This window comes from Citrobacter sp. Cpo142, assembly GCF_030332425.1.
GTDB lineage: Bacteria > Pseudomonadota > Gammaproteobacteria > Enterobacterales > Enterobacteriaceae > Citrobacter > Citrobacter portucalensis.
This window is the reverse complement of the sequence record NZ_JAOWHW010000151.1, coordinates 54,805-74,249: the sequence shown is the minus strand read 5'-3', so window position 1 is coordinate 74,249 and position 19,445 is coordinate 54,805. Positions and strand designations below refer to the sequence as shown.

The following is a 19,445-nucleotide window of genomic DNA, read 5'->3' as shown; positions in this document are numbered from 1 at the left end:
TCTCCTCAGGAAACTGTCGCTTCAGCCAGGTTGTTGCGCACTTTGCTTTCACGCCAGAAGTAGATACCGACGTACACGAAGCACAGCATGGAGACCAGGAACGAAAGTTGCAATGAATGGAACATATCGGCCACATAGCCCTGAATCGCCGGAACCACCGCCGCACCGACAATCGCCATGACAATGACGGCACCTGCCATTTCGGTATGCTCGTTATCCACGGTATCAAGCGTACCCGCATAGATTGTCGCCCAGCAGGGTCCAAACAGGACACTCACCAGCACTGCGACATACACAGCGCTGAAGCTTGGCGCCAGTGCAACATAGACGAGGAACAGCGCACCAATAATGGAATAGAGAATCAGCACTTTTTCCGGATTGAAGCGCGTCATCAAAATGTTGGCGATAAACTTGCCGATAAAGAAGCAGGCGAAGCTATAGACCATGAAGGTTGAGGCGTCGCGCTCGTTGATATCACCTAATTCCAGTGCCAGACGGATGGTGAATGACCACACCGCGACCTGCATCCCCACATAAAGAAATTGCGCCACAATTCCACGACGGAAACGGGCATTGCTGGCCAGATAACGCAGTGTATCCATCACTGACGGGCGTTTATGACTCGTGGTTTGCGCGACTTTACATGTAGGGAAGCGAGTCAGGAGGAATAACACCATCACCACAACCAGTACCATAATCATGTACTTGTATGGCTCAAGGGTATTTTCCAGCATCAACACTTTAAAGTTATGGATCTGCTCAGCGTTCATCCCGGCCATCTGTTTTTCCAGGCTTTCGCCCTCAGAGAAGACCAGATATTTACCTAGCAGAATGCCAGCAGCCGCACCAATAGGATAAAAAGTCTGACTGATGTTCAGGCGTAAAGTGGCATACGCTTTTGGGCCGATCATTGAGCTGTAGGTGTTGGCTGCTGTTTCCAGGAAGCTCAGACCAATCGCAATCGCGAAAATCGCCGCAAGGAACATGGTGTAGGTGGCCATGTGCGATGCCGGGAAGAAGAGCGTACACCCAACGATATAAAGGGTCAGCCCCATTAAGATGGCGACTTTATAACTGGTCTTTTTAATCACCAGAGATGCTGGAATCGCAATTAAAAAATAACCGCCATAAAAGGCACTCTGAACTAATGCCGAGGCAAAGTTGCTGAGTGAAAATACGCTTTTGAATTGCGTAATCAGAATATCATTTAATGCGGCTGCGCATCCCCATAACGGGAATAAACAGGATAACAAAATAAACTGGAACAGAGGGGTCTTATTCAAATAGCCGTCAGGCATCTGAATGATGTTTTTATCGTTCATAGTGCTACCTTTTACAGTGCAGGAGTATTATTCGTTTAAGGTAAGAAACTCATTAAATTGTTCGATGCTTGGATAAGATGATTGAGTGCCTTTCCCGGTAACGCTGAAAGCAGCGAAGAGAGCAGCTTTTTTCATGGCGGCTTCCACATCACCGCTTTGAACGTAATAGTGAGCAAAACAACCGATGAAAGCGTCGCCTGCGCCACTGGTATCGACAGCGTTCACTTTAAACGCTGGAACATGGACTTCCTGGTCACGTGTCATCCACAGCGCACCTTTCTCACCCATGGTGACGATAATATTGTTCAGACCTTTATCAACCAGAGAACGTGCCGCTGCGCGAATATGGTCATAAGTATCCACTGGCATACCGGTTAATATTTCCAACTCGGTTTCATTCGGCACAAAAAAATCACATTTACAGGCATAAGACATATCTAATTCCCGTAATGCAGGGGCGGGATTTAGTAACACTTCAATACCGTGTTTTTTGCCAAATTCAATCGCGTGATAAACGGTTTCCAGCTGCACTTCCAGTTGCAGGACAATAAGCTGACATTTTTTCAGATCTTCCGCCGCACGATCGATATCTTCCGGGGAGAGAAATTTGTTCGCTCCTTTAATAATCAGAATACTGTTGCTGGAGTTCGCATTAACAAAGATCGGTGCGACACCGCTGCTGGTGCAGGGTACCTTTTCGACATAGGTGGTATTAATTCCCCAGGATTCAAGATTGCGAATAGTGTTATCCGCAAAAATATCATCACCGACTTTTGTCAGCATCAGCACTTTAGAATTGAGCTTAGCGGCCGCAACGGCCTGATTTGCGCCTTTGCCCCCGCAGCCAATTTTGAACGCCGGTGCTTCCAGCGTTTCCCCTTCTTTGGGCATCTGGTTGATGTAGGTGATGAGATCCACCATGTTGGAGCCAATAACCGCGATATCCATTTTACTACCTCTCAGAAACAATCACACAACAATGATATTAAAATAACATTATCATGTTACTTTCGTATCATTTGTGACTAGGATCGCGATTGGAAGATCATTTTATTGTTTATTTATTGCACTAAATGTTACACCCACATCACAATAAAAATGATGAAGTTGCTTACAATTGACTGAAAATTAACTGGATATAATCAATAAAACGTGAAAAAACACGCTTTTATTTCCGAATAGTCAGACGTATAGTAATGCGGCAATGTCATGTTCTCAGAAACACAAAAATGTTACTGAAGGAACATGGGAACATGATTCGTGGAGAAGCACATGGAAACTAAGCAAAAAGAACGTATTCGACGTCTGATGGAATTGTTGAAGAAGACCGACCGAATCCATCTGAAAGAGGCGGCACGAATGCTGGAAGTTTCCGTGATGACTATTCGTCGGGATCTCAGTCAGGATGACGAGCCGTTACCGCTCACGCTGCTCGGTGGTTACATTGTGATGGTGAACAAACCTGCCGCCATCGTTAACGCGCCACTCCCCGCGCAAAAACAGTATCACCGCGACGATTTACCGGTTGCCATTCTGGCTGCGGGACTGGTAAGTGAAAATGATCTGGTCTTTTTTGATAATGGTGCGGAAATGCCGTTGGTGGTCAGCATGATCCCGGACGATATTTCCTTTACCGGGATTTGCTACTCGCACCGGGTGTTCGTAGCGCTAAATGAAAAGCCCAACGCCACAGCGATTCTTTGCGGGGGGACCTACCGGGCGAAAAGTGACGCCTTTTACGACACCAGCAATCCCTCCCCGCTGGATGCACTCAACCCACGGAAAGTCTTTATCTCCGCCAGCGGAGTCCATGAGCATTTCGGCGTTAGCTGGTTCAATCCGGACGATCTGGCCACAAAACGCAAAGCGATGGAACGCGGATTACGCAAAATTCTGCTGACGCGCCACGCCCTGTTCGATGAGGTCGCCCCCGCCAGCATTGGTCCACTCTCCACCTTTGACGTACTGATAAGCGACCGTCCGTTACCGGCAGATTACGCAACCCACTGCCGGAACGGCTCTGTCAAAGTGATCACCCCGGATTCAGACGGCGACTAACTCACTCAAAGAACACGGTGATTTTGTTAAACATCGACGGATCGGATTGGTTACGGGCCACTTTCACCACATCTTCCAGCTTGTCGATCTGGCTTATCATCTGCTCAAGACGTTGATCGTCGTTGACCAGTAGCCAGATGCGGCTCTTATCGCTGTCCTGAATCGGTAGACAGAGAATGCCTTCCACGTTAAACGCGCGGCGGGCAAACAGCCCGCAAACGTGAGTCATTACACCCGGATGGTTGCGTACGGTGAGTTCCAGGATTACGTTGTCATGAGTCTGCTGTTGCATGGCTTATTCCCCCACCATTTCTGTGTTTGCCGCACCCGGCGGCACCATCGGGTACACTTTTTGTTCGGCATCGATACGCACGTGGATCAGCGCAGGTCCAGGGCGATTAATAATCTCCTGCAACGCTGCCTGTGGGTCCGCTTCGTTATTCAGATCGCAGGTTTCGAGACCAAACCCGGCAGCTATCTGCATAAAGTTAATCATCCCCGGATAGGTCGCGGCAAAAACACCCTGCTTATAGAACAGACTCTGCTGCTGATATACAAGACCCAACGCTTCGTTATTCATCAGGATGATTTTAATATCCAGCTGATTTTCGCTGGCCGTCGCCATTTCCTGAATATTCATCATCAGGCTGCCGTCGCCGGAAAAGCACAGCACTTTTTTGTCCGGGTTGGCCAGAGCCGCGCCAATCGCCGCTGGCAGACCAAAGCCCATGGTTCCCAGACCGCCGGAGGTCAGCCACTGACGCGGACGGTTCAGCGGATAAGCCTGTGCCGCCCACATCTGATGCTGGCCTACGTCGGTGGTGATAATGGCGCTGTCGTCTACGCAGGCAGCCACGGCGTTGATCAATCCATAATGGCTGAGCGGGTCGCTTTCCTGCGGAATAGTGCAAGGGAATTCACGTTGTAAATCGGCCACCGTCTGATGCCACGACTCTCGCGGCTGCGCGTCAATTAATGGGATCAATTGCGCCAGAACCTCATCGACATCCGCCTGAATCGCCACGTGCGGTTGTTTGATTTTACCCAGTTCCGCGCGGTCGATATCTACGTGAATGATTTTGGCGTTCGGGCAGAACTGCTCCGTTTTACCAATCGCCCGGTCATCAAAACGTGCGCCCAGAACAATCAATAAATCCGCTTCTTGCAGAATAAAGTTAGTACTACGCGCACCGTGCATGCCCAGCATGCCTAACGACAGCGGATGCGCTTTCGGCAGCATACCGAGCGCCATTAAGGTCATGGTGGTGGGCAGCATCGCTTTTTCTGCCAGTTCGCGCACGCGCTCAGGTGCGTTAATCACGCCGCCGCCGAGGTACAGCACCGGACGCTGTGCGGCGTTAATCATGGCTGCGGCATCGCGAATGCTGTCCTGGCTGAACTCTGGTGCCGCCATTTTCTGCGCGGGCTCCGGCATCTCTTCAATGTCAAAAACAGCGGTTTGAATATCCTTAGGAATGTCTATCCACACCGGGCCTGGACGTCCGGACTGCGCAATGCGGAACGCATCGCTCATGACCTGCGGTAATTCACTGATATGGCGGACCAGATAGTTGTGCTTAGTGATGGGGATAGAGATGCCGTAGGTGTCGACTTCCTGGAAGGCGTCGGTGCCGATCATTGAAGCCGGAACCTGCCCGGTGATACACACCAGCGGGATGGAATCCAGACGCGCATCGGCAATGGCGGTCACCAGATTGGTTGCGCCCGGTCCGCTGCAGGCCATACAGACGGCGGGTTTGCCATCAGTTCTCGCCATTCCCTGCGCGATAAACCCTGCTCCTTGCTCGTGGCGCGCCAGGATATGACGGATTTGCGTGCTTTGACTTAAGGCGTCATAGACGGGAAGAATCGATCCGCCGGGAATACCGGTAACAACCTGAATACCCTGGCGTTCCAGGAAATGAACGATGAATTCTGCGCCCGTAAAACGCGTACGCTTGGATGTTATGCCCGAACTTGCCATGCTCCAGTCCTTTTATTCTGGGCCTTTGCTCCGGGCAGGTCTCTGAAACGAAAAACCCCGCCCGGTTTGCGCCGGCGGGGTTTTGGAATCGTGTGTTGATTCGGACCCTACGGCGCATTGCCGACGACCACCACCACACGCACGACGACCGCTGCGCGAGATGGCGCAGTTTTTAGTAGGGTCGCAGTCAGCATGGAAGGGTTCATTAGGGACCTGTCTGTTTGTTGATTAACTGGATTTATACAAACACAGGTTTTTCAGCGTGACAATGGAAAAATTTTCATCTGCATAAAAATGCGTCAATGATCACATTTCGTTGTGCATTGCTGAAAAACAAAAAACCCCGCCGGAGCGAGGTTTTTTTCAGTGCTGTGCGGTTGGTAGCCGCCGAACACACTGTGTTATGTCAACGAAAAAAGTATACGCGTTCTGCGAAGAACACGCAATTTCGGCACGAATTTTGATGGTTTTGAGTATGGAACATGAATAGCGTAACATCCATAAAATACTGTTAATTTATACAGTATTTATCTATAATGTCTCGGTACGCAAGGTGTTATGCGGGGGCCGCATCGTAAACCGGCGCATCAAAGTCCTGGCTGAAACGGGTGGTGCCGTCAGCGCCTTAACCCCCGTGTGAGCACACTGTGTTATGTCAACAAAGGTGCTGGCAACAGGCAGCGGCGAGGTACGTCAGCACCGTGCTCCTTGTACCAAAAGGAGAGCGTATGAGCCTCGTGGATATCGCTATTCTTATCCTCAAACTCATTGTTGCAGCACTGCAACTACTTGATGCCGTTCTGAAATACGTTAAGTAATTCAGATTCAAGTCGCACCTAAGGGGGGCGGGTAACACTCCGCTCCCCTTTCACCTTCTCCCTGGTGCTTGTGTCGCGCCAATATGTTACGTTTTTATGACATTCTCAGGGAAGAATTCCACCATGACGCTTTCTGTTTTCTGCATTTTGCTGTTCGCCGCGCTGCTGCATGCCAGCTGGAATGCCATTGTTAAAGCTGGAAACGATAAACTGTACTCAGCGATCGGTGTCAGCGGTTCTGCTGCAATTATGGCATTGATTTGCTTACCCTTTGCGCCGCAACCTTCCGCCGCCAGCCTGCCGTTTTTAGCCGTCTCAACTGCGTTGCAAATTGTATATACCGTCCTGGTCGCCAAAACCTATCAGGTTTCGGATATGAGCCAGACCTATCCGTTAATGCGCGGCACAGCGCCGCTGCTGGTCGCAATTATCAGCGTCCTGTTTCTTGGCGATAGCCTCTCTGTTCTAGCCTGGGTGGGGATTGCCACGATCTGTCTGGCGATCCTCGGCATGGCGTTTAACGGACGCAGCAGCTCGCAACGCGGGATTGTGCTGGCGCTCATTAACGCCTGCTTTATCGCCGGATATACGCTGGTTGACGGCACCGGCGTACGTTTATCAGAAACCGCGCTGGGTTATACACTGTGGACCTTCTTTCTGAACGGCTCCTGCCTGCTGGGTTGGGCGATGATTGCCCGACGCCGGGAAGCGTCACGCTATCTGGTGCAGCAGTGGAAGAAAGGTATTCTTGGCGGGATTGGCACAATGGGTTCTTACGGCCTGGCGCTATGGGCCATGACCCAGGCTCCGTTGGCGGTAGTCGCTGCACTGCGTGAAACCTCCATCCTGTTTGGCGCGCTGCTCGCGTGGCTGCTGCTGAAAGAGAAGGTTGCCGGAATACGTCTTGTTGCGGCTGGAGGCATTGCCATAGGCGCGGTTTTGCTACGCTTATCATGACCTCTGTAAACCCGATGCAATCCGGCAACATTTGTTGCCGCTTTTTGTTTACATTTCCTGCCGACCATCGCGCAAACATTCCAGCCTACTATCTGGCCTTCTTTTTCTGATGTGGTAGATTCCACGCGCATTTACGGGAAAGTGCAGCACCTTATTCTTCTTTTTTCTCTTTTTTAAAAGTAATCAGCGAAATGAAAAGGCATAGAAGCGTCAATTTGTTGTTGATGTTGGTATTACTGGTGGCGGTAGGTCAGATGGCGCAAACCATTTATATCCCCGCGATTGCTGATATGGCACGTGAACTGAACGTTCGCGAAGGGGCGGTGCAAAGCGTGATGGCCGCCTATCTGTTGACCTACGGTCTGTCACAACTGATTTACGGCCCACTTTCCGATCGCGTTGGCCGCCGCCCGGTGATCCTCGCCGGGATGTCCATTTTTATGCTGGCTACGCTGGTCGCCATAACCACCCACAGCCTGACGGTATTGATTATCGCCAGCGCAATACAGGGGATGGGAACGGGCGTCGGCGGTGTGATGGCGCGAACGTTACCGCGCGACCTGTACGAAGGCACGCAGTTACGCCACGCTAATAGCCTGTTAAACATGGGGATTCTTGTCAGCCCACTGCTGGCACCATTGATTGGCGGTATGCTGGATACCCTGTGGAATTGGCGTGCCTGTTACATCTTCCTGCTGGTGCTGTGCGCAGGCGTCACGTTTAGCATGGCGCGCTGGATGCCGGAAACGCGCCCCGCAGGTGCTCCGCGTCCACGGCTTATCGCCAGCTACAAAACGCTGTTTGGCAACAGCTCTTTCACCTGTTACGTGCTGATGCTGATCGGCGGCCTGGCGGGCGTTGCGGTCTTCGAAGCCTGTTCCGGTGTGTTGTTAGGCGCGCGTCTCGGCTTAAGCAGCATGGTGGTCAGTATCCTGTTTATTCTACCCATTCCGGCGGCGTTTTTTGGTGCCTGGTTCGCCGGTCGCCCGAATAAGCGTTTCTCGACGCTAATGTGGCAGTCGGTTATCTGCTGTCTGGTCGCCGGTTTGATGATGTGGATCCCTGGTCTGTTCGACGTGATGAACGTCTGGACGCTGCTGGTTCCCGCCGCACTGTTTTTCTTCGGTGCCGGGATGCTGTTTCCGCTGGCAACCAGCGGCGCAATGGAGCCTTTCCCGTTCCTGGCCGGTACTGCTGGCGCGCTGGTCGGGGGATTACAGAACATTGGTTCCGGCGTACTGGCGTGGTTCTCCGCCATGCTGCCGCAGACCGGGCAAGCCAGTCTGGGTCTGCTGATGACCCTTATGGGGCTGTTGATTTTTGTTTGCTGGCTTCCGCTGGCGTCACGCGTGTCGCATCAGGGACAGGCGGTTTAAGCGTATGATGGCCCGGCTTCTCGCCGGGCTTTTCACACTCAGGGGTAATCATGGTATTCAACAACGGCTCGAGCGCCGGGCGCCATGCCCCTTCCTCACCATCATAGAACTGCGTATCCGCATTGATAGCATAGGGAATTTTCGCTTTCTTCAGCTCGCACGCCATAAAGCGGGCAAACGCCATTTGCGAGGCAGAAGGCGCGTTCCTGATGGTTTCTCCCGCCGACCAGCCACCTACCCAGCTGACATGACCGGTTTTCTGCTGCCAGTGAATAGCGGTATTAATTCGGGCGCGAATGGCGGCCTTTTCTGACGCAGTCCCAGAGGTCCACGGGTATTTGCCGTTATTTTTCAGCGGTCCCCACGGGAAAATATGCCATTGGGCCAGCACGGTATTCTGACTTTGCGGCGGCAACTTTAGGTTGACCAAATCTTCCGGAGCGGCATGCAGTTTCGGCGCGATAAATATCATTCGCTGTGGATCGATGGCATGGATGGTACGGATAGTTTTGTCATACACCCGATTGAGCGACGCCTGATTATGGGTGAGCTTATCAGAGGGTTCGTATATCAGGTCGAAACCCAGCAACGGCGAGCTTTGGCCAAAGTAATGCGCCACCGCCACCCACCAGTTAACCACCTCTTTTTCGTTACTGATACTGGGGTCTTTTTTATACTCATCAGCCTGATAGGCGATTATCGGGATCACGCCATACTGCTCGCAGGCTTCCACCAGCTTGCGCAGATGAATGAGCCGCGCCTCCGTAGGCTCACCCGCCACGCGAATGCGCACGTGGGTCAACCCTTTCGCCTTATAATCCCTCACCACCAGCGGATCGAATTCACGGATGCCCCGATCGGTACGCGCCCAATCTACGTCCATCCCAACCCCAAGCTGCTGCACATACTGCGCCGCCGTCAACGCAGATTGCGCGGCACACACGGTGGCGCTGGCCAACAGTAAAAGGGAAACAAGCGGCTTTAACACGGTCGTCCTTACGCAAATCATCAGGAGTGATATCACGTATTTAGCACGCTTTTTCACTTTCCGTGTAGAGCGAAAGCGTAAAAAATATTCGCGACCCGCTTATTTAACCTGCTCCTGTAGCCAGCCAATAAACGCCTCGATTTTCGGCCACTGCCTGCCGGGCAGCGTAGTGATGTAGTAATGTTGATGGCATTTCAGCGCCATATCGCCAAAAGGCGCAATCAATTCTCCGCTGTCGAGGCGTTTTTGCACCAGCCGTTTTCGGCCCATCGCCACGCCGATATGGTTCATTGCCGCAATCACCGCTAAATCAGAACGATCAAAACCAATCCCCGACGATGTCGGCAAATTCGCCGCAAAATGCTGCGCCCAGCTGTGCCACTCATCGGTCCCGGAATCGTTACTCCACGCCTGTCTGTCGTGCAGCAAGGTACAATGCGGCAAATTCACCAGCGAACCGGTAAGGTCATGGCGGCGAGCGTAGTCCGGGCTGCATACCGGGAGGATCTCTTCATCCATCAGGAAGTGATGCGTGAGCTGCGCGGAGGGTGCATCGTCAAAATAGATGGCGAGATCGATACCCGCACGCTGCAGATTGACGTTGTCGTTCCCGGTCAGCATGGTCAGCGAAATTGACGGGTAGCGACGGGTAAAATCGCCGAGCGCCGGAACCAGCCAGCACTGGGCGATAGAAGGCCGTGAGTAGACGGTGAGCGTCCCCGAGAGCTCCTGATTCTTAATATCAAGAATCTCCTGGTTGAGCGTGTCCAGCGACGACTTCAGCGCCCAAAATACCCGCTTGCCCTCGTGGGTGAGTTCCACTTTGCGATGAGAACGAACAAATAATTGGATGCCAAGCTCATCTTCAAGCTGATTTATGCGATGGCTGACGGCGCTGGGACTCAATGACAGCTCGTCTGCTGCCAGCGCAAACGACTGATGCCGGGCCGCCACTTCAAACGTATACAGCTTTGACAACTGCCAGCCATTAAGCAGCCGGTTTCTGACTTCGCGTAGGGGATCCATTCTCACCTCCTGTCCTCCTGATTCATGCGCTGGAGTGTAAAAAAGTTCGCTGCAAAAATCAGCATAAAGGTGATTCAGAGTGAACCATATCGCATAAACCAAGCACAATTAGACGTAAATCACTCATTTGATGCAATTTGGCTCATGTGAAGGGGGATTTATATCGTTTGTCAGACCATGCCTTATTTTTGTCCAATCACCCTATATTAATCACAGGGCAAGGTGAGTTATGCACTCTCAAATCTGGGTTGTGAGCACGCTGCTGATAAGCATCGTGTTAATCGTTTTGACCATCGTGAAGTTCAAATTCCACCCGTTTCTGGCGCTGCTGCTAGCCAGCTTCTTCGTGGGTACGATGATGGGCATGGGGCCGTTGGATATGGTCAATGCCATTGAGAGTGGCATCGGCGGTACGCTGGGCTTCCTCGCCGCGGTTATCGGCCTTGGGACCATTCTGGGCAAAATGATGGAAGTGTCCGGCGCGGCCGAACGCATTGGCCTGACGCTGCAGCGCTGCCGCTGGCTTTCCGCTGACGTCATTATGGTACTGGTCGGGTTGATTTGCGGGATCACGCTGTTTGTGGAAGTCGGCGTGGTGCTGTTGATTCCGCTGGCTTTTTCGATTGCCAAGAAAACCAATACTTCATTACTGAAGCTGGCGATTCCACTGTGTACGGCGCTGATGGCAGTGCACTGCGTGGTACCACCGCATCCGGCAGCCCTGTTCGTGGCGAACAAGCTGGGCGCGGACATTGGCACCGTGATTGTCTACGGCTTACTGGTCGGCTTGATGGCCTCGCTGATCGGTGGTCCTCTGTACCTGAAATTCCTGGGTAACCGTCTGCCGTTTAAACCGGTTCCGGCTGAGTTTTCTGACCTTAAAGTGCGTGACGAAAGTACGCTACCGTCGCTGGGTGCTACGCTGTTTACCGTTCTGCTGCCGATTGGCCTGATGCTGGTAAAAACCGTCGCTGAGCTGAACATGGCGAAAGGCAGCACGGTGTATACGCTGCTGGAGTTTATTGGTAACCCGATCACCGCGATGTTTATTGCCGTTTTCGTGGCCTATTACATCCTCGGCCTGCGTCAGCACATCGGTATGGGTGCATTGCTGACCCACACTGAAAATGGTTTTGGCTCGATTGCTAACATTTTGCTGATTATCGGCGCAGGCGGCGCATTCAACGCTATCCTCAAGAGCAGTGGGCTGGCGGATACCCTCGCGCTGATCCTCTCGAACATGCATATGCACCCGATTCTGCTGGCGTGGCTGGTGGCGTTAATCCTGCACGCTGCAGTGGGCTCTGCCACGGTGGCGATGATGGGCGCGACGGCAATCGTGGCACCGATGCTGCCGCTCTATCCCAACGTCAGCCCGGAGATCATCGCCATTGCTATCGGTTCTGGCGCTATTGGCTGCACGATCGTCACCGATTCCCTCTTCTGGCTGGTGAAGCAATACTGCGGTGCCACCCTGAATGAAACGTTTAAATACTATACGACCGCGACATTTATCGCGTCCGTGATTGCACTGGCTTGCACATTCCTGCTTTCCTTTATTATCTAGCGCAAAGAGACTGACTATGGAAAACATTCAAACACTTATCGCCCAGTATCCTTTAGTGGAAGATCTGGTTGCTCTCAAGGAGACAACCTGGTTTAACCCTGGCACCACCTCTCTTGCGGAAGGTTTACCGTATGTTGGCCTGACAGAGCACGATGTTCAGGATGCTCACGCCCGTCTGACGCGCTTTGCACCGTACCTGGCAAAGGCATTCCCGGAAACCGCGGCCACCGGCGGTATTATTGAATCTGAGCTGGCCGCGATTCCGGCCATGCAAAAGCGGCTGGAGAAAGAGAACGGGCAGCACATCAATGGCGAAATTCTGCTGAAGAAAGACAGTCACCTGCCAATTTCTGGTTCGATTAAAGCCCGTGGTGGCATTTATGAAGTACTTACCCACGCGGAAAAACTGGCGCTGGAAGCCGGTCTGCTGACCACACAAGACGATTACAGCGTTCTGCTTTCGCCCGAGTTCAAACAGTTCTTCAGCCAGTACAGCATCGCGGTAGGCTCCACCGGTAACCTCGGCATGTCGATTGGCATTATGAGCGCCCGTATCGGCTTTAAGGTGACGGTGCATATGTCTGCCGACGCTCGCGCATGGAAAAAAGCCAAACTGCGCAGCCACGGTGTGACGGTCGTGGAGTATGAAGAAGATTACGGCGTGGCGGTTGAACAGGGCCGTAAGGCGGCGGAGTCCGATCCAAACTGCTTCTTTATCGATGATGAAAACTCGCGCACGCTGTTTTTAGGCTATGCGGTGGCCGGACAGCGCTTAAAGGCGCAGTTTGCCCAGCAGGGGCGCGTGGTGGATGCAGACCATCCACTGTTTGTTTACCTGCCATGCGGCGTCGGCGGTGGCCCTGGTGGCGTAGCGTTTGGCCTGAAGCTGGCGTTTGGCGATAACGTGCACTGCTTCTTCGCAGAACCCACCCATTCACCGTGCATGCTACTGGGGATTTATACCGGGCTGCACGATACGATTTCCGTGCAGGATATTGGCATCGACAACCTGACGGCGGCGGATGGGCTGGCTGTCGGCCGTGCGTCTGGCTTTGTTGGCCGGGCAATGGAACGTCTGCTCGACGGTCTGTACACCCTGGACGATCAGACGATGTACGACATGCTGGGTTGGCTGGCGCAGGAAGAAGGTATTCGCCTCGAACCGTCAGCGCTGGCGGGGATGGCCGGTCCGCAACACGTTTGCGCCTCTGCTGACTATCAGCAGATGCACGGCTTCAGCGCGGATCAGCTCAATAACGCTACCCATCTGGTGTGGGCGACCGGCGGCGGCATGGTCCCGGAAGATGAAATGGCGCAATATCTGGCCAAAGGACGTTAAATACCGCTGAGCTTAACGCAGCATCGCCATCAGCTCCATCGGTGAGCGATGCTGCTTAAGCAGATCACGCATCACGCGCATATGCGGTGCGGTATGGCTGAAGAAAGCCTGATAGCCTGCACACAGCACGCCCTTTCCATTTTCCTCGCAGTACGCAGGACAATCACCGTGGTAATACTGAAACAATGAGCATGTCTGGCAACGCGTATTCATTGATGACATGGTCTGTCGTTCAATCTGTGCCGTCAGACCACACCACTGGCGAAGCGTTTTATCGAAAAGCTGGATAGATATCTGATTAATATCTTCACGTACCCAGATATCAAATATCGTAATTAAAAATCGGCCCCACGCCTCAGACGTAACCGATTCGTCTGTCAGATGACCTGAACCATCGTGCTTAACCAGCGGAATAAATTGTACCAGGCGAACATTTCCTTGTTGCAAACCACGGTACACTTCAACCGGTTGTAAACACTTCTGATGGTCAATCACCACGTTTAAAACATCATCACTAACATCCATGTTCTCACATCCTGTCATGCAAAATTCCCGATAAATACGATAAGTTGGCGAACATGCGTTACAGCAAACAGCATTGCGAGGGATAACACCGCGAGGGAGATCATAAATTTGTCACGCACCGCGCGAGATTCAGAAAAATCGCTATGACTCACATCCATCAGATTACGGCTGCGGGTGTAGCGCCAGAGGATAATCGCCACTATCACCAGCACAACTACCGATATCCAGAACAGCACTCCCGCCTGGTGCCAGTTGTGCTTAATCGCCAGCGCCATTAACGCGCCATAGCCCAACAACGTGCGAAACCAGGCAAGTGAAGTCCGCTCCGGTTGTAACCCCGGGTCAGCGATGCGTCGCGATTTGCGGCTATCCGGCATACAGCACCAGCGTCATGACAATCACCGCCACAATAGTCAGCATGACGCTGATAATCAGCAGGCTGTGGGTGTAGGGCAAGTCCTCTTTCAGTCGCATCGCCTTTTCGTTACGTAGCCAGCGCAGGTAGCCGTAGATCGCCAGACCGCCGGCAAACAGACACAGCAACAAGGCAAGCGCCTCACGGATGACCGGCGTGGCAAAATCCGGGGCCAGTTGATCAAGGCCAACCCCCGCCGCCAGAAATCCGAGCGCGGTGCGGATCCACGCCAGAAAAGTACGCTCATTTGCCAGTGAGAAGCGATAATCCGGTGCTTCTCCAAGGCGAGAAATCTTCATGACAGCTCCTTAAATATTGTTGTCTGGTCGTTATACCGGAACAGTTAAGGAGTATGAACCTGATTCTCAAACGAGAGGGCGAGTCGGGTGATGAGACAATGGGAAAGAGAGAGGGTGTTTGTAATGCCGGATGGTGAGTTGCGTTTTATCCGGCCTACAGGAGATGCAGGCCGGATAAGTCAGTTTTAACCTAATCCCCAGAAGATCACCGCCAGCAGCTGTGGCGTGATAATCCTCAGGAACATAACCAGCGGATAAACGGTGGCGTAGGAGAGCGCTGCCGCCCCGCTGGTGGCATGCAGGTTATTAGCAAACGCCAGAGCCGGGGGATCGGTCATTGAGCCAGCCAGCATGCCGCACAGCGTCAGGTAGTTCATTTTGACAAATAGACGAGCTAACAAACCCACGGTAATCAGCGGAATCGCAGTAATGAAAATACCGTAACCCACCCAGCTCAGGCCATCGCCCTGCGTCAGAGTATCGACAAAATCACCGCCTGACTTCAGACCAACTACCGCGAGAAACAGCACGATACCCAACTCTCGCAGCGCCAGGTTAGCGCTGGGAGGCATAAACCAGTACAGCTTACCAATGCTGCCAATACGCCCCAGGATCAAGGCCATAATCAGCGGCCCACCGGCCAGACCCAGTTTTAACGCCACCGGAAACCCTGGGATGAACAGCGGGATTGAACCCAGTAGAACACCCAGCCCGATACCGATAAATACCGGCAGCATCTGCACTTGCTGCAGTTTTTGCTGCGCGTTACCCACAACATTGGCAACGGCATCAATAGACGAAGGGCGCCCCACCAGATTGAGGATATCCCCGAATTGCAGGCTGGCGTCGCTGCTGGCTACCAGCTCAACACCCGCACGGTTCAGGCGGGAAATCACCACGTCGTAACGTTCTTTAAAGTGCAGGTCACGGATACGTTTACCCAGCACCTGCTCGTTAGTCACCACCACGCGTTCGACGCGTAAATCGGTACCTCGCGTAGACAGCGATGTATCCACCTCCTGCCCAATCACCACCTGCGCGTTATGCAGGTCAGCAGGCTGCCCGACCAGGTGGAGCAGGTCGCCCAACTGGATAACTGTCCCTGGCGACGGCACCATCAATGTCTCGTCACGTTTCAGACGCGAGCAGATAATTTTGTCGCTGTTCAGAATCGGGACATCCTGAATCGCCATATTGTTGATGTTTGGGTTTTCCACGCGGATGTTCATCGTCTGAATCAGCGCGTGCCCGTTGGTCAGCGTGGATTCATGCTGCTGGGCTTCAGCATCGACGTTAACGCGGAAAATAAGGCGCATCAGCCACATGGTCAGTAAAATTCCGCAAATGCCGAAAGGATAAGCCATGGCATAGCTCATCCCCATCTGGTCAACCACATCGCCAGGCGTACCCAAATCGCGCAGAATTTGCTGCCCCGCGCCCAACGCCGGGGTGTTGGTGACCGCACCAGAGAATATTCCCAGCACCACAGGGAGAGGAATGGCAAAAATCTTATGCAGGATCGCGGTGACCAGGCCACCCATAATAACAATCAGTACGGCAAACAGATTCAGCCGCAGCCCGGAAACGCGCAGTGACGCAAAAAAGCCCGGCCCCACCTGAATACCGATGGTGTAGACGAAAAGAATCAGGCCAAATTCCTGAATAAAATGCAGCATGTCGCCGCTCAGGGTCATCCCTGCCTGATCGACAAAATGCCCGACAATAATGCCGCCGAACAGCACACCTCCAATGCCAAAACCCACACCACGTATTTTTATGTTGCCGATCCATAACCCGACAACTGCCACCAATGCCAGAACGCTGACCGTCAATGCTATATCACTCATATCCTGTTCCCTGTGAATAACATCATTAAGTAAATGGATTCTCGCAGAGTACAGTCGCAATGTATGGGTGGTAAAGCACAAAAAAGCCCCGTCATTTCTGGCGGGGCAAAGGCATGGAGCTATTTAACTGTCTAATGCGGGACGTTCGCTGATGGCGATACGTTGTGGAGCAATGGTTTCAGGTTCATTCCGGGTCAAATCAATATGCAGCAAGCCGTTAGTGAAGCTTGCGCCGGAGACCTCCATATTTTCAGCCAGCGTAAAGCTCAGGTTGAACGGCTGAGTGACCAGTCCCTGATGCAACCATTTGGTCTCTTTTTCCGGCTGCTGCGGCGTACCTTTCACTGTCAGGCGCGTGCCTTCCAGTTGAATATCCAGATCTTCCTGGCGGAAACCGGCTAACGCAAGGGTAATGCGGTAGTGGTTATCATCGCTCTTTTCGATGTTATAAGGCGGGAAGCTCTGGCTTTCACCGGTGTTTTGCAAGGCATTGGCCAGTTTGTCAAAACCGATCCATTGACGCAGCAGTGGGGATAAATCGTAGTTACGCATAATAATCTCCTTCTAAGAAGCGAGTAGGTACCTTTCGGCTCCCTGACGGCAAGCCGATGACTTAGCAAGGCCGCCTGAAGCGGCCTACAGAATTAGTTGATTTCGATGCGGCGCGGTTTGTTCGCTTCAGGAATCACGCGCTCAAGATCGATATACAGCAGACCATTTACCAGGTTTGCGCCGCGAACATGAATGTTCTCCGCTAACTGGAACTTGCGTTCAAAGTTGCGCTCGGCAATACCCTGATACAGGTAAGTACGTTCTTTTTGATCGTCCGCATGGGCGCCTTTTACCACCAGCAGATTGTCCTGGGCAGTAATTTCCAGTTCGCTTTCAGCAAAACCGGCAACGGCAATTGCAATGCGGTAATGGTTTTCGTCTACCAGCTCAACGTTGTACGGAGGGTAGCCGCCATTGCTCTGGCCCTGATTGTTTTCCAGCAGGTTAAACAGACGGTCAAAACCAATAGCAGAACGGTACAGCGGGGATAAATCAAAGTTACGCATAATCAATAGCTCCTGAAATCAGCGAGAATATTGACCTTCCATCATGGACAGGTCAGGTAGCCAGGACACCCATCAGGCATGCCCTTCATTTGTCTACACTCTAAAAATGGGTCTTAATACAAACTTTTCAAGCGTATTCATCTGACTTTTTTTGCAGTTTGTTGTCTATTGCATACACTGGGGGGAGCAGTTGTTCTCGTTAAATCGCGATGGCCGCCACAGTGCGACGAAATGGTGATGTTATTTTCGCAACGGATCGCTTTAACTCACCATGCAAACACGATAAATACAGATGAATAAATGATGATTAAAAAAATGTTGGTAACACTGACGATGTGTAGTGGGATGGTGTTTGTAAGCGGCTGTTCCAGCATCATGTCACATACAGGTGGCAAAGAAGGGACGTATCCTGGCACGCGAGCCAGTGCCACAATGATTAGCGAAAGTGATACGAACTGGGGAACCAAGTCGCTGGCGATTCTGGATATGCCTTTTACCGCGGTGCTCGATACGGTATTGCTACCTTGGGATCTCTTTCGCAAAGATAACTCGGTGAGATCCCGCGTAGAAAAGAGCGAGGAGAGAACCCAAGCCACGAACGCCGTTATTCCCCCGGCAGAAATGTCTGCTCCATAAATTAACGCCCGGTTTCAGTCACCCACAGCTGGCGGAAACCCTCGACGTCTTCCATCCACGCAACCTGTCGACCATCAGGGGAGAAGACGATCGCATCGGCCGACGGCGGGTTATCATGACGTTCCGTTAAAAAATCAATTTCGCCCGTTTGAACATCACAACAGGCAATTCTGTTCTCCAGTACAAATCCCAGCCATTTCCCCGATGGGTGCCAGTTAAAGGCTGACTGAATATTCGTAGCGCACTGGGTAAGCTGACGCAGCGATCCACCCTGTGGGGAAATCAGCCATAGCTGCACAATACCGTTGTCATCACGCATTAAAAACGCAATCTCAGATGCCTTTGGATTACTGCGTACCCAGTGGCGAGGCTGATTCACCAGCCCCGGAAAGGCGCGCTCATGGGTAAACGTCAGACGGCGTTGGCGAATACCGGATGGCGGCGCAGGCATGGTCATGTCAGTCCCCTCCAGAGGCGCGTCCCCCGGCTGTTTCCAGCCGCTTTCATCCTGTGGCAAATCGACAATAAACAGCTCCGGTACTTTCTCGCCAGTGGCTGATAGCGTATCACCGATAAACGCCAGCCTGTTTTCTCCAACCCAGCCCTCTTCATAGGCGCGGTTAATCTCATCGCTACCCGGTTTTGGCGTTGGTGTCGTCTGGCTCACCAGCACACACCAGTAGCTACCGCTGTATTCACGGGGATGCTGCGCGGAAACATTAACCGGACCATACGGTGCAGCCACGCCGACGTTGCGTAAATCGAGCGCCGGAGAGCGCTCATGCAGAACATGGTCGTTATAGGTGAAACTGACAAACTCACCGTTCGGGCTAAAGACATGCACATGACTCCCGCCGCGCAGCGCACCTGGCGTATAGGGCGCAGTAATATCCATTGCATCCAGATTCTCCACCCCAGCCTGCGTAACAATCACCCCACGGCGATGATGGAAGTCGTAATACCATGTTTCATCAGGATTTTCAGGCCCGTGAATGAATACATATTTTTCCGACTTTGGATGAACGGTCACCACGCCAACGTGCGATCCCTGAGTAGCCCGGTAAATCACCTCCAGCTCGCCAGTATGGATATTGACGCGCTCAATTGTTTCACCGGTAAAGGAAGCGCCGGAAGGGCGCACATCAAAGACCAGCCACTGGCTGTCCGGTGTCCAGGTGTTGATATTGGTAAGCTGATGATTACGCGGCGTAAAGGTGATTTGCTTCATGG

Annotated in this window: 21 protein-coding genes and 1 other annotated feature; of the genes, 7 read left to right on the top strand and 14 right to left on the bottom strand. The window is 52.5% G+C overall.

Going from position 1 to position 19,445, the window contains the following annotated elements; genetic code table 11:
* Window positions 1-5: 5 nt before the first annotated feature.
* Both fucP and rbsK read right to left on the bottom strand, forming a co-directional pair.
* Window positions 6-1,322 (bottom strand): L-fucose:H+ symporter permease, encoded by a 1,317-nt coding sequence (gene fucP, locus OGY18_RS26815; protein WP_286554997.1) that lies wholly within the window; start codon window positions 1,320-1,322, stop codon window positions 6-8.
* Between the two features lie 27 nt (window positions 1,323-1,349).
* The gene (gene rbsK / locus OGY18_RS26810; RefSeq protein ID WP_003827124.1) at window positions 1,350-2,270 is read right to left on the bottom strand and encodes a ribokinase; all 921 of its coding nucleotides are present in this window, start codon (window positions 2,268-2,270) and stop codon (window positions 1,350-1,352) included.
* 324 nt (window positions 2,271-2,594) lie between these two features.
* On the opposite strand from rbsK, the gene OGY18_RS26805 reads away from it, so the two are divergent.
* Window positions 2,595-3,380, top strand: coding sequence for a DeoR family transcriptional regulator (locus OGY18_RS26805; protein WP_003827122.1), 786 nt, complete (start codon window positions 2,595-2,597; stop codon window positions 3,378-3,380).
* Window position 3,381: 1 nt separating this feature from the next.
* Here the strand turns inward: OGY18_RS26805 and ilvN are convergent, their stop codons facing one another.
* The 3 genes from ilvN to ivbL form a co-directional block, all read right to left on the bottom strand.
* Complete coding sequence (gene ilvN / locus OGY18_RS26800) at window positions 3,382-3,672, bottom strand: acetolactate synthase small subunit (RefSeq protein WP_003023914.1); 291 nt, start codon at window positions 3,670-3,672, stop codon at window positions 3,382-3,384.
* A gap of 3 nt (window positions 3,673-3,675) precedes the next feature.
* On the bottom strand, window positions 3,676-5,364 hold the full coding sequence (ilvB, locus tag OGY18_RS26795; protein ID WP_166465482.1) for an acetolactate synthase large subunit: 1,689 nt from the start codon (window positions 5,362-5,364) through the stop codon (window positions 3,676-3,678).
* Between the two features lie 107 nt (window positions 5,365-5,471).
* Window positions 5,472-5,570, bottom strand: coding sequence for an ilvB operon leader peptide IvbL (ivbL, locus tag OGY18_RS26790; protein WP_003827118.1), 99 nt, complete (start codon window positions 5,568-5,570; stop codon window positions 5,472-5,474).
* 522 nt (window positions 5,571-6,092) lie between these two features.
* On the opposite strand from ivbL, the gene tisB reads away from it, so the two are divergent.
* From tisB to emrD, 3 genes are all read left to right on the top strand, one after another.
* Complete coding sequence (tisB, locus tag OGY18_RS26785) at window positions 6,093-6,182, top strand: type I toxin-antitoxin system toxin TisB (RefSeq protein WP_003023909.1); 90 nt, start codon at window positions 6,093-6,095, stop codon at window positions 6,180-6,182.
* Between the two features lie 123 nt (window positions 6,183-6,305).
* On the top strand, window positions 6,306-7,139 hold the full coding sequence (locus OGY18_RS26780; protein WP_020996046.1) for an EamA family transporter: 834 nt from the start codon (window positions 6,306-6,308) through the stop codon (window positions 7,137-7,139).
* Window positions 7,140-7,330: 191 nt separating this feature from the next.
* Window positions 7,331-8,515 (top strand): multidrug efflux MFS transporter EmrD, encoded by a 1,185-nt coding sequence (gene emrD, locus OGY18_RS26775; protein ID WP_032934162.1) that lies wholly within the window; start codon window positions 7,331-7,333, stop codon window positions 8,513-8,515.
* On the opposite strand, the gene OGY18_RS26770 is transcribed toward emrD, so the two are convergent.
* Together OGY18_RS26770 and dsdC are read right to left on the bottom strand one after the other, a co-directional pair.
* Window positions 8,442-9,524, bottom strand: a complete 1,083-nt coding sequence (locus tag OGY18_RS26770) for a cellulase family glycosylhydrolase (protein ID WP_286554993.1) — start codon at window positions 9,522-9,524, stop codon at window positions 8,442-8,444. The genes emrD and OGY18_RS26770 overlap by 74 nt on opposite strands.
* A 78-nt stretch (window positions 9,525-9,602) precedes the next feature.
* The gene (gene dsdC, locus OGY18_RS26765) at window positions 9,603-10,529 is read right to left on the bottom strand and encodes a DNA-binding transcriptional regulator DsdC (protein WP_003827110.1); all 927 of its coding nucleotides are present in this window, start codon (window positions 10,527-10,529) and stop codon (window positions 9,603-9,605) included.
* A gap of 229 nt (window positions 10,530-10,758) precedes the next feature.
* On the opposite strand from dsdC, the gene dsdX reads away from it, so the two are divergent.
* Both dsdX and dsdA read left to right on the top strand, forming a co-directional pair.
* Window positions 10,759-12,096: a D-serine transporter DsdX gene (dsdX, locus tag OGY18_RS26760; protein WP_048227357.1), complete on the top strand. Its 1,338-nt coding sequence runs from the start codon at window positions 10,759-10,761 to the stop codon at window positions 12,094-12,096.
* Window positions 12,097-12,112: 16 nt separating this feature from the next.
* Entirely contained in the window at window positions 12,113-13,435 is a 1,323-nt protein-coding gene (dsdA, locus tag OGY18_RS26755; protein ID WP_286554988.1) for a D-serine ammonia-lyase, read from the top strand.
* 12 nt (window positions 13,436-13,447) lie between these two features.
* Here the strand turns inward: dsdA and OGY18_RS26750 are convergent, their stop codons facing one another.
* The 6 genes from OGY18_RS26750 to ibpA form a co-directional block, all read right to left on the bottom strand.
* Window positions 13,448-13,960: a radical SAM protein gene (locus OGY18_RS26750; protein WP_003827104.1), complete on the bottom strand. Its 513-nt coding sequence runs from the start codon at window positions 13,958-13,960 to the stop codon at window positions 13,448-13,450.
* A 14-nt stretch (window positions 13,961-13,974) separates the two neighbouring features.
* The gene (locus OGY18_RS26745; protein ID WP_003827101.1) at window positions 13,975-14,337 is read right to left on the bottom strand and encodes a DUF202 domain-containing protein; all 363 of its coding nucleotides are present in this window, start codon (window positions 14,335-14,337) and stop codon (window positions 13,975-13,977) included.
* Window positions 14,327-14,674, bottom strand: a complete 348-nt coding sequence (locus tag OGY18_RS26740; RefSeq protein ID WP_003023888.1) for a YidH family protein — start codon at window positions 14,672-14,674, stop codon at window positions 14,327-14,329. The genes OGY18_RS26745 and OGY18_RS26740 overlap by 11 nt, the downstream gene beginning before the upstream one ends.
* A gap of 185 nt (window positions 14,675-14,859) precedes the next feature.
* Complete coding sequence (locus OGY18_RS26735) at window positions 14,860-16,521, bottom strand: putative transporter (protein ID WP_003827099.1); 1,662 nt, start codon at window positions 16,519-16,521, stop codon at window positions 14,860-14,862.
* Between the two features lie 123 nt (window positions 16,522-16,644).
* On the bottom strand, window positions 16,645-17,073 hold the full coding sequence (ibpB, locus tag OGY18_RS26730) for a small heat shock chaperone IbpB (protein WP_286554985.1): 429 nt from the start codon (window positions 17,071-17,073) through the stop codon (window positions 16,645-16,647).
* Window positions 17,074-17,165: 92 nt separating this feature from the next.
* On the bottom strand, window positions 17,166-17,579 hold the full coding sequence (ibpA, locus tag OGY18_RS26725) for a small heat shock chaperone IbpA (RefSeq protein WP_003023882.1): 414 nt from the start codon (window positions 17,577-17,579) through the stop codon (window positions 17,166-17,168).
* Window positions 17,573-17,644 (bottom strand) — a sequence feature (ROSE (Repression Of Heat Shock gene Expression) occurs in the 5'-region of heat shock genes and acts as an RNA thermometer to modulate expression.). Its footprint overlaps the gene before it by 7 nt.
* A 238-nt stretch (window positions 17,645-17,882) precedes the next feature.
* Here ibpA and OGY18_RS26720 point away from each other — a divergent pair.
* The gene (locus OGY18_RS26720) at window positions 17,883-18,215 is read left to right on the top strand and encodes a YceK/YidQ family lipoprotein (protein ID WP_164084788.1); all 333 of its coding nucleotides are present in this window, start codon (window positions 17,883-17,885) and stop codon (window positions 18,213-18,215) included.
* Window position 18,216: 1 nt separating this feature from the next.
* On the opposite strand, the gene OGY18_RS26715 is transcribed toward OGY18_RS26720, so the two are convergent.
* The gene (locus tag OGY18_RS26715) at window positions 18,217-19,443 is read right to left on the bottom strand and encodes a YidR family protein (protein ID WP_063941193.1); all 1,227 of its coding nucleotides are present in this window, start codon (window positions 19,441-19,443) and stop codon (window positions 18,217-18,219) included.
* Between the last annotated feature and the right edge of the window lie 2 nt (window positions 19,444-19,445).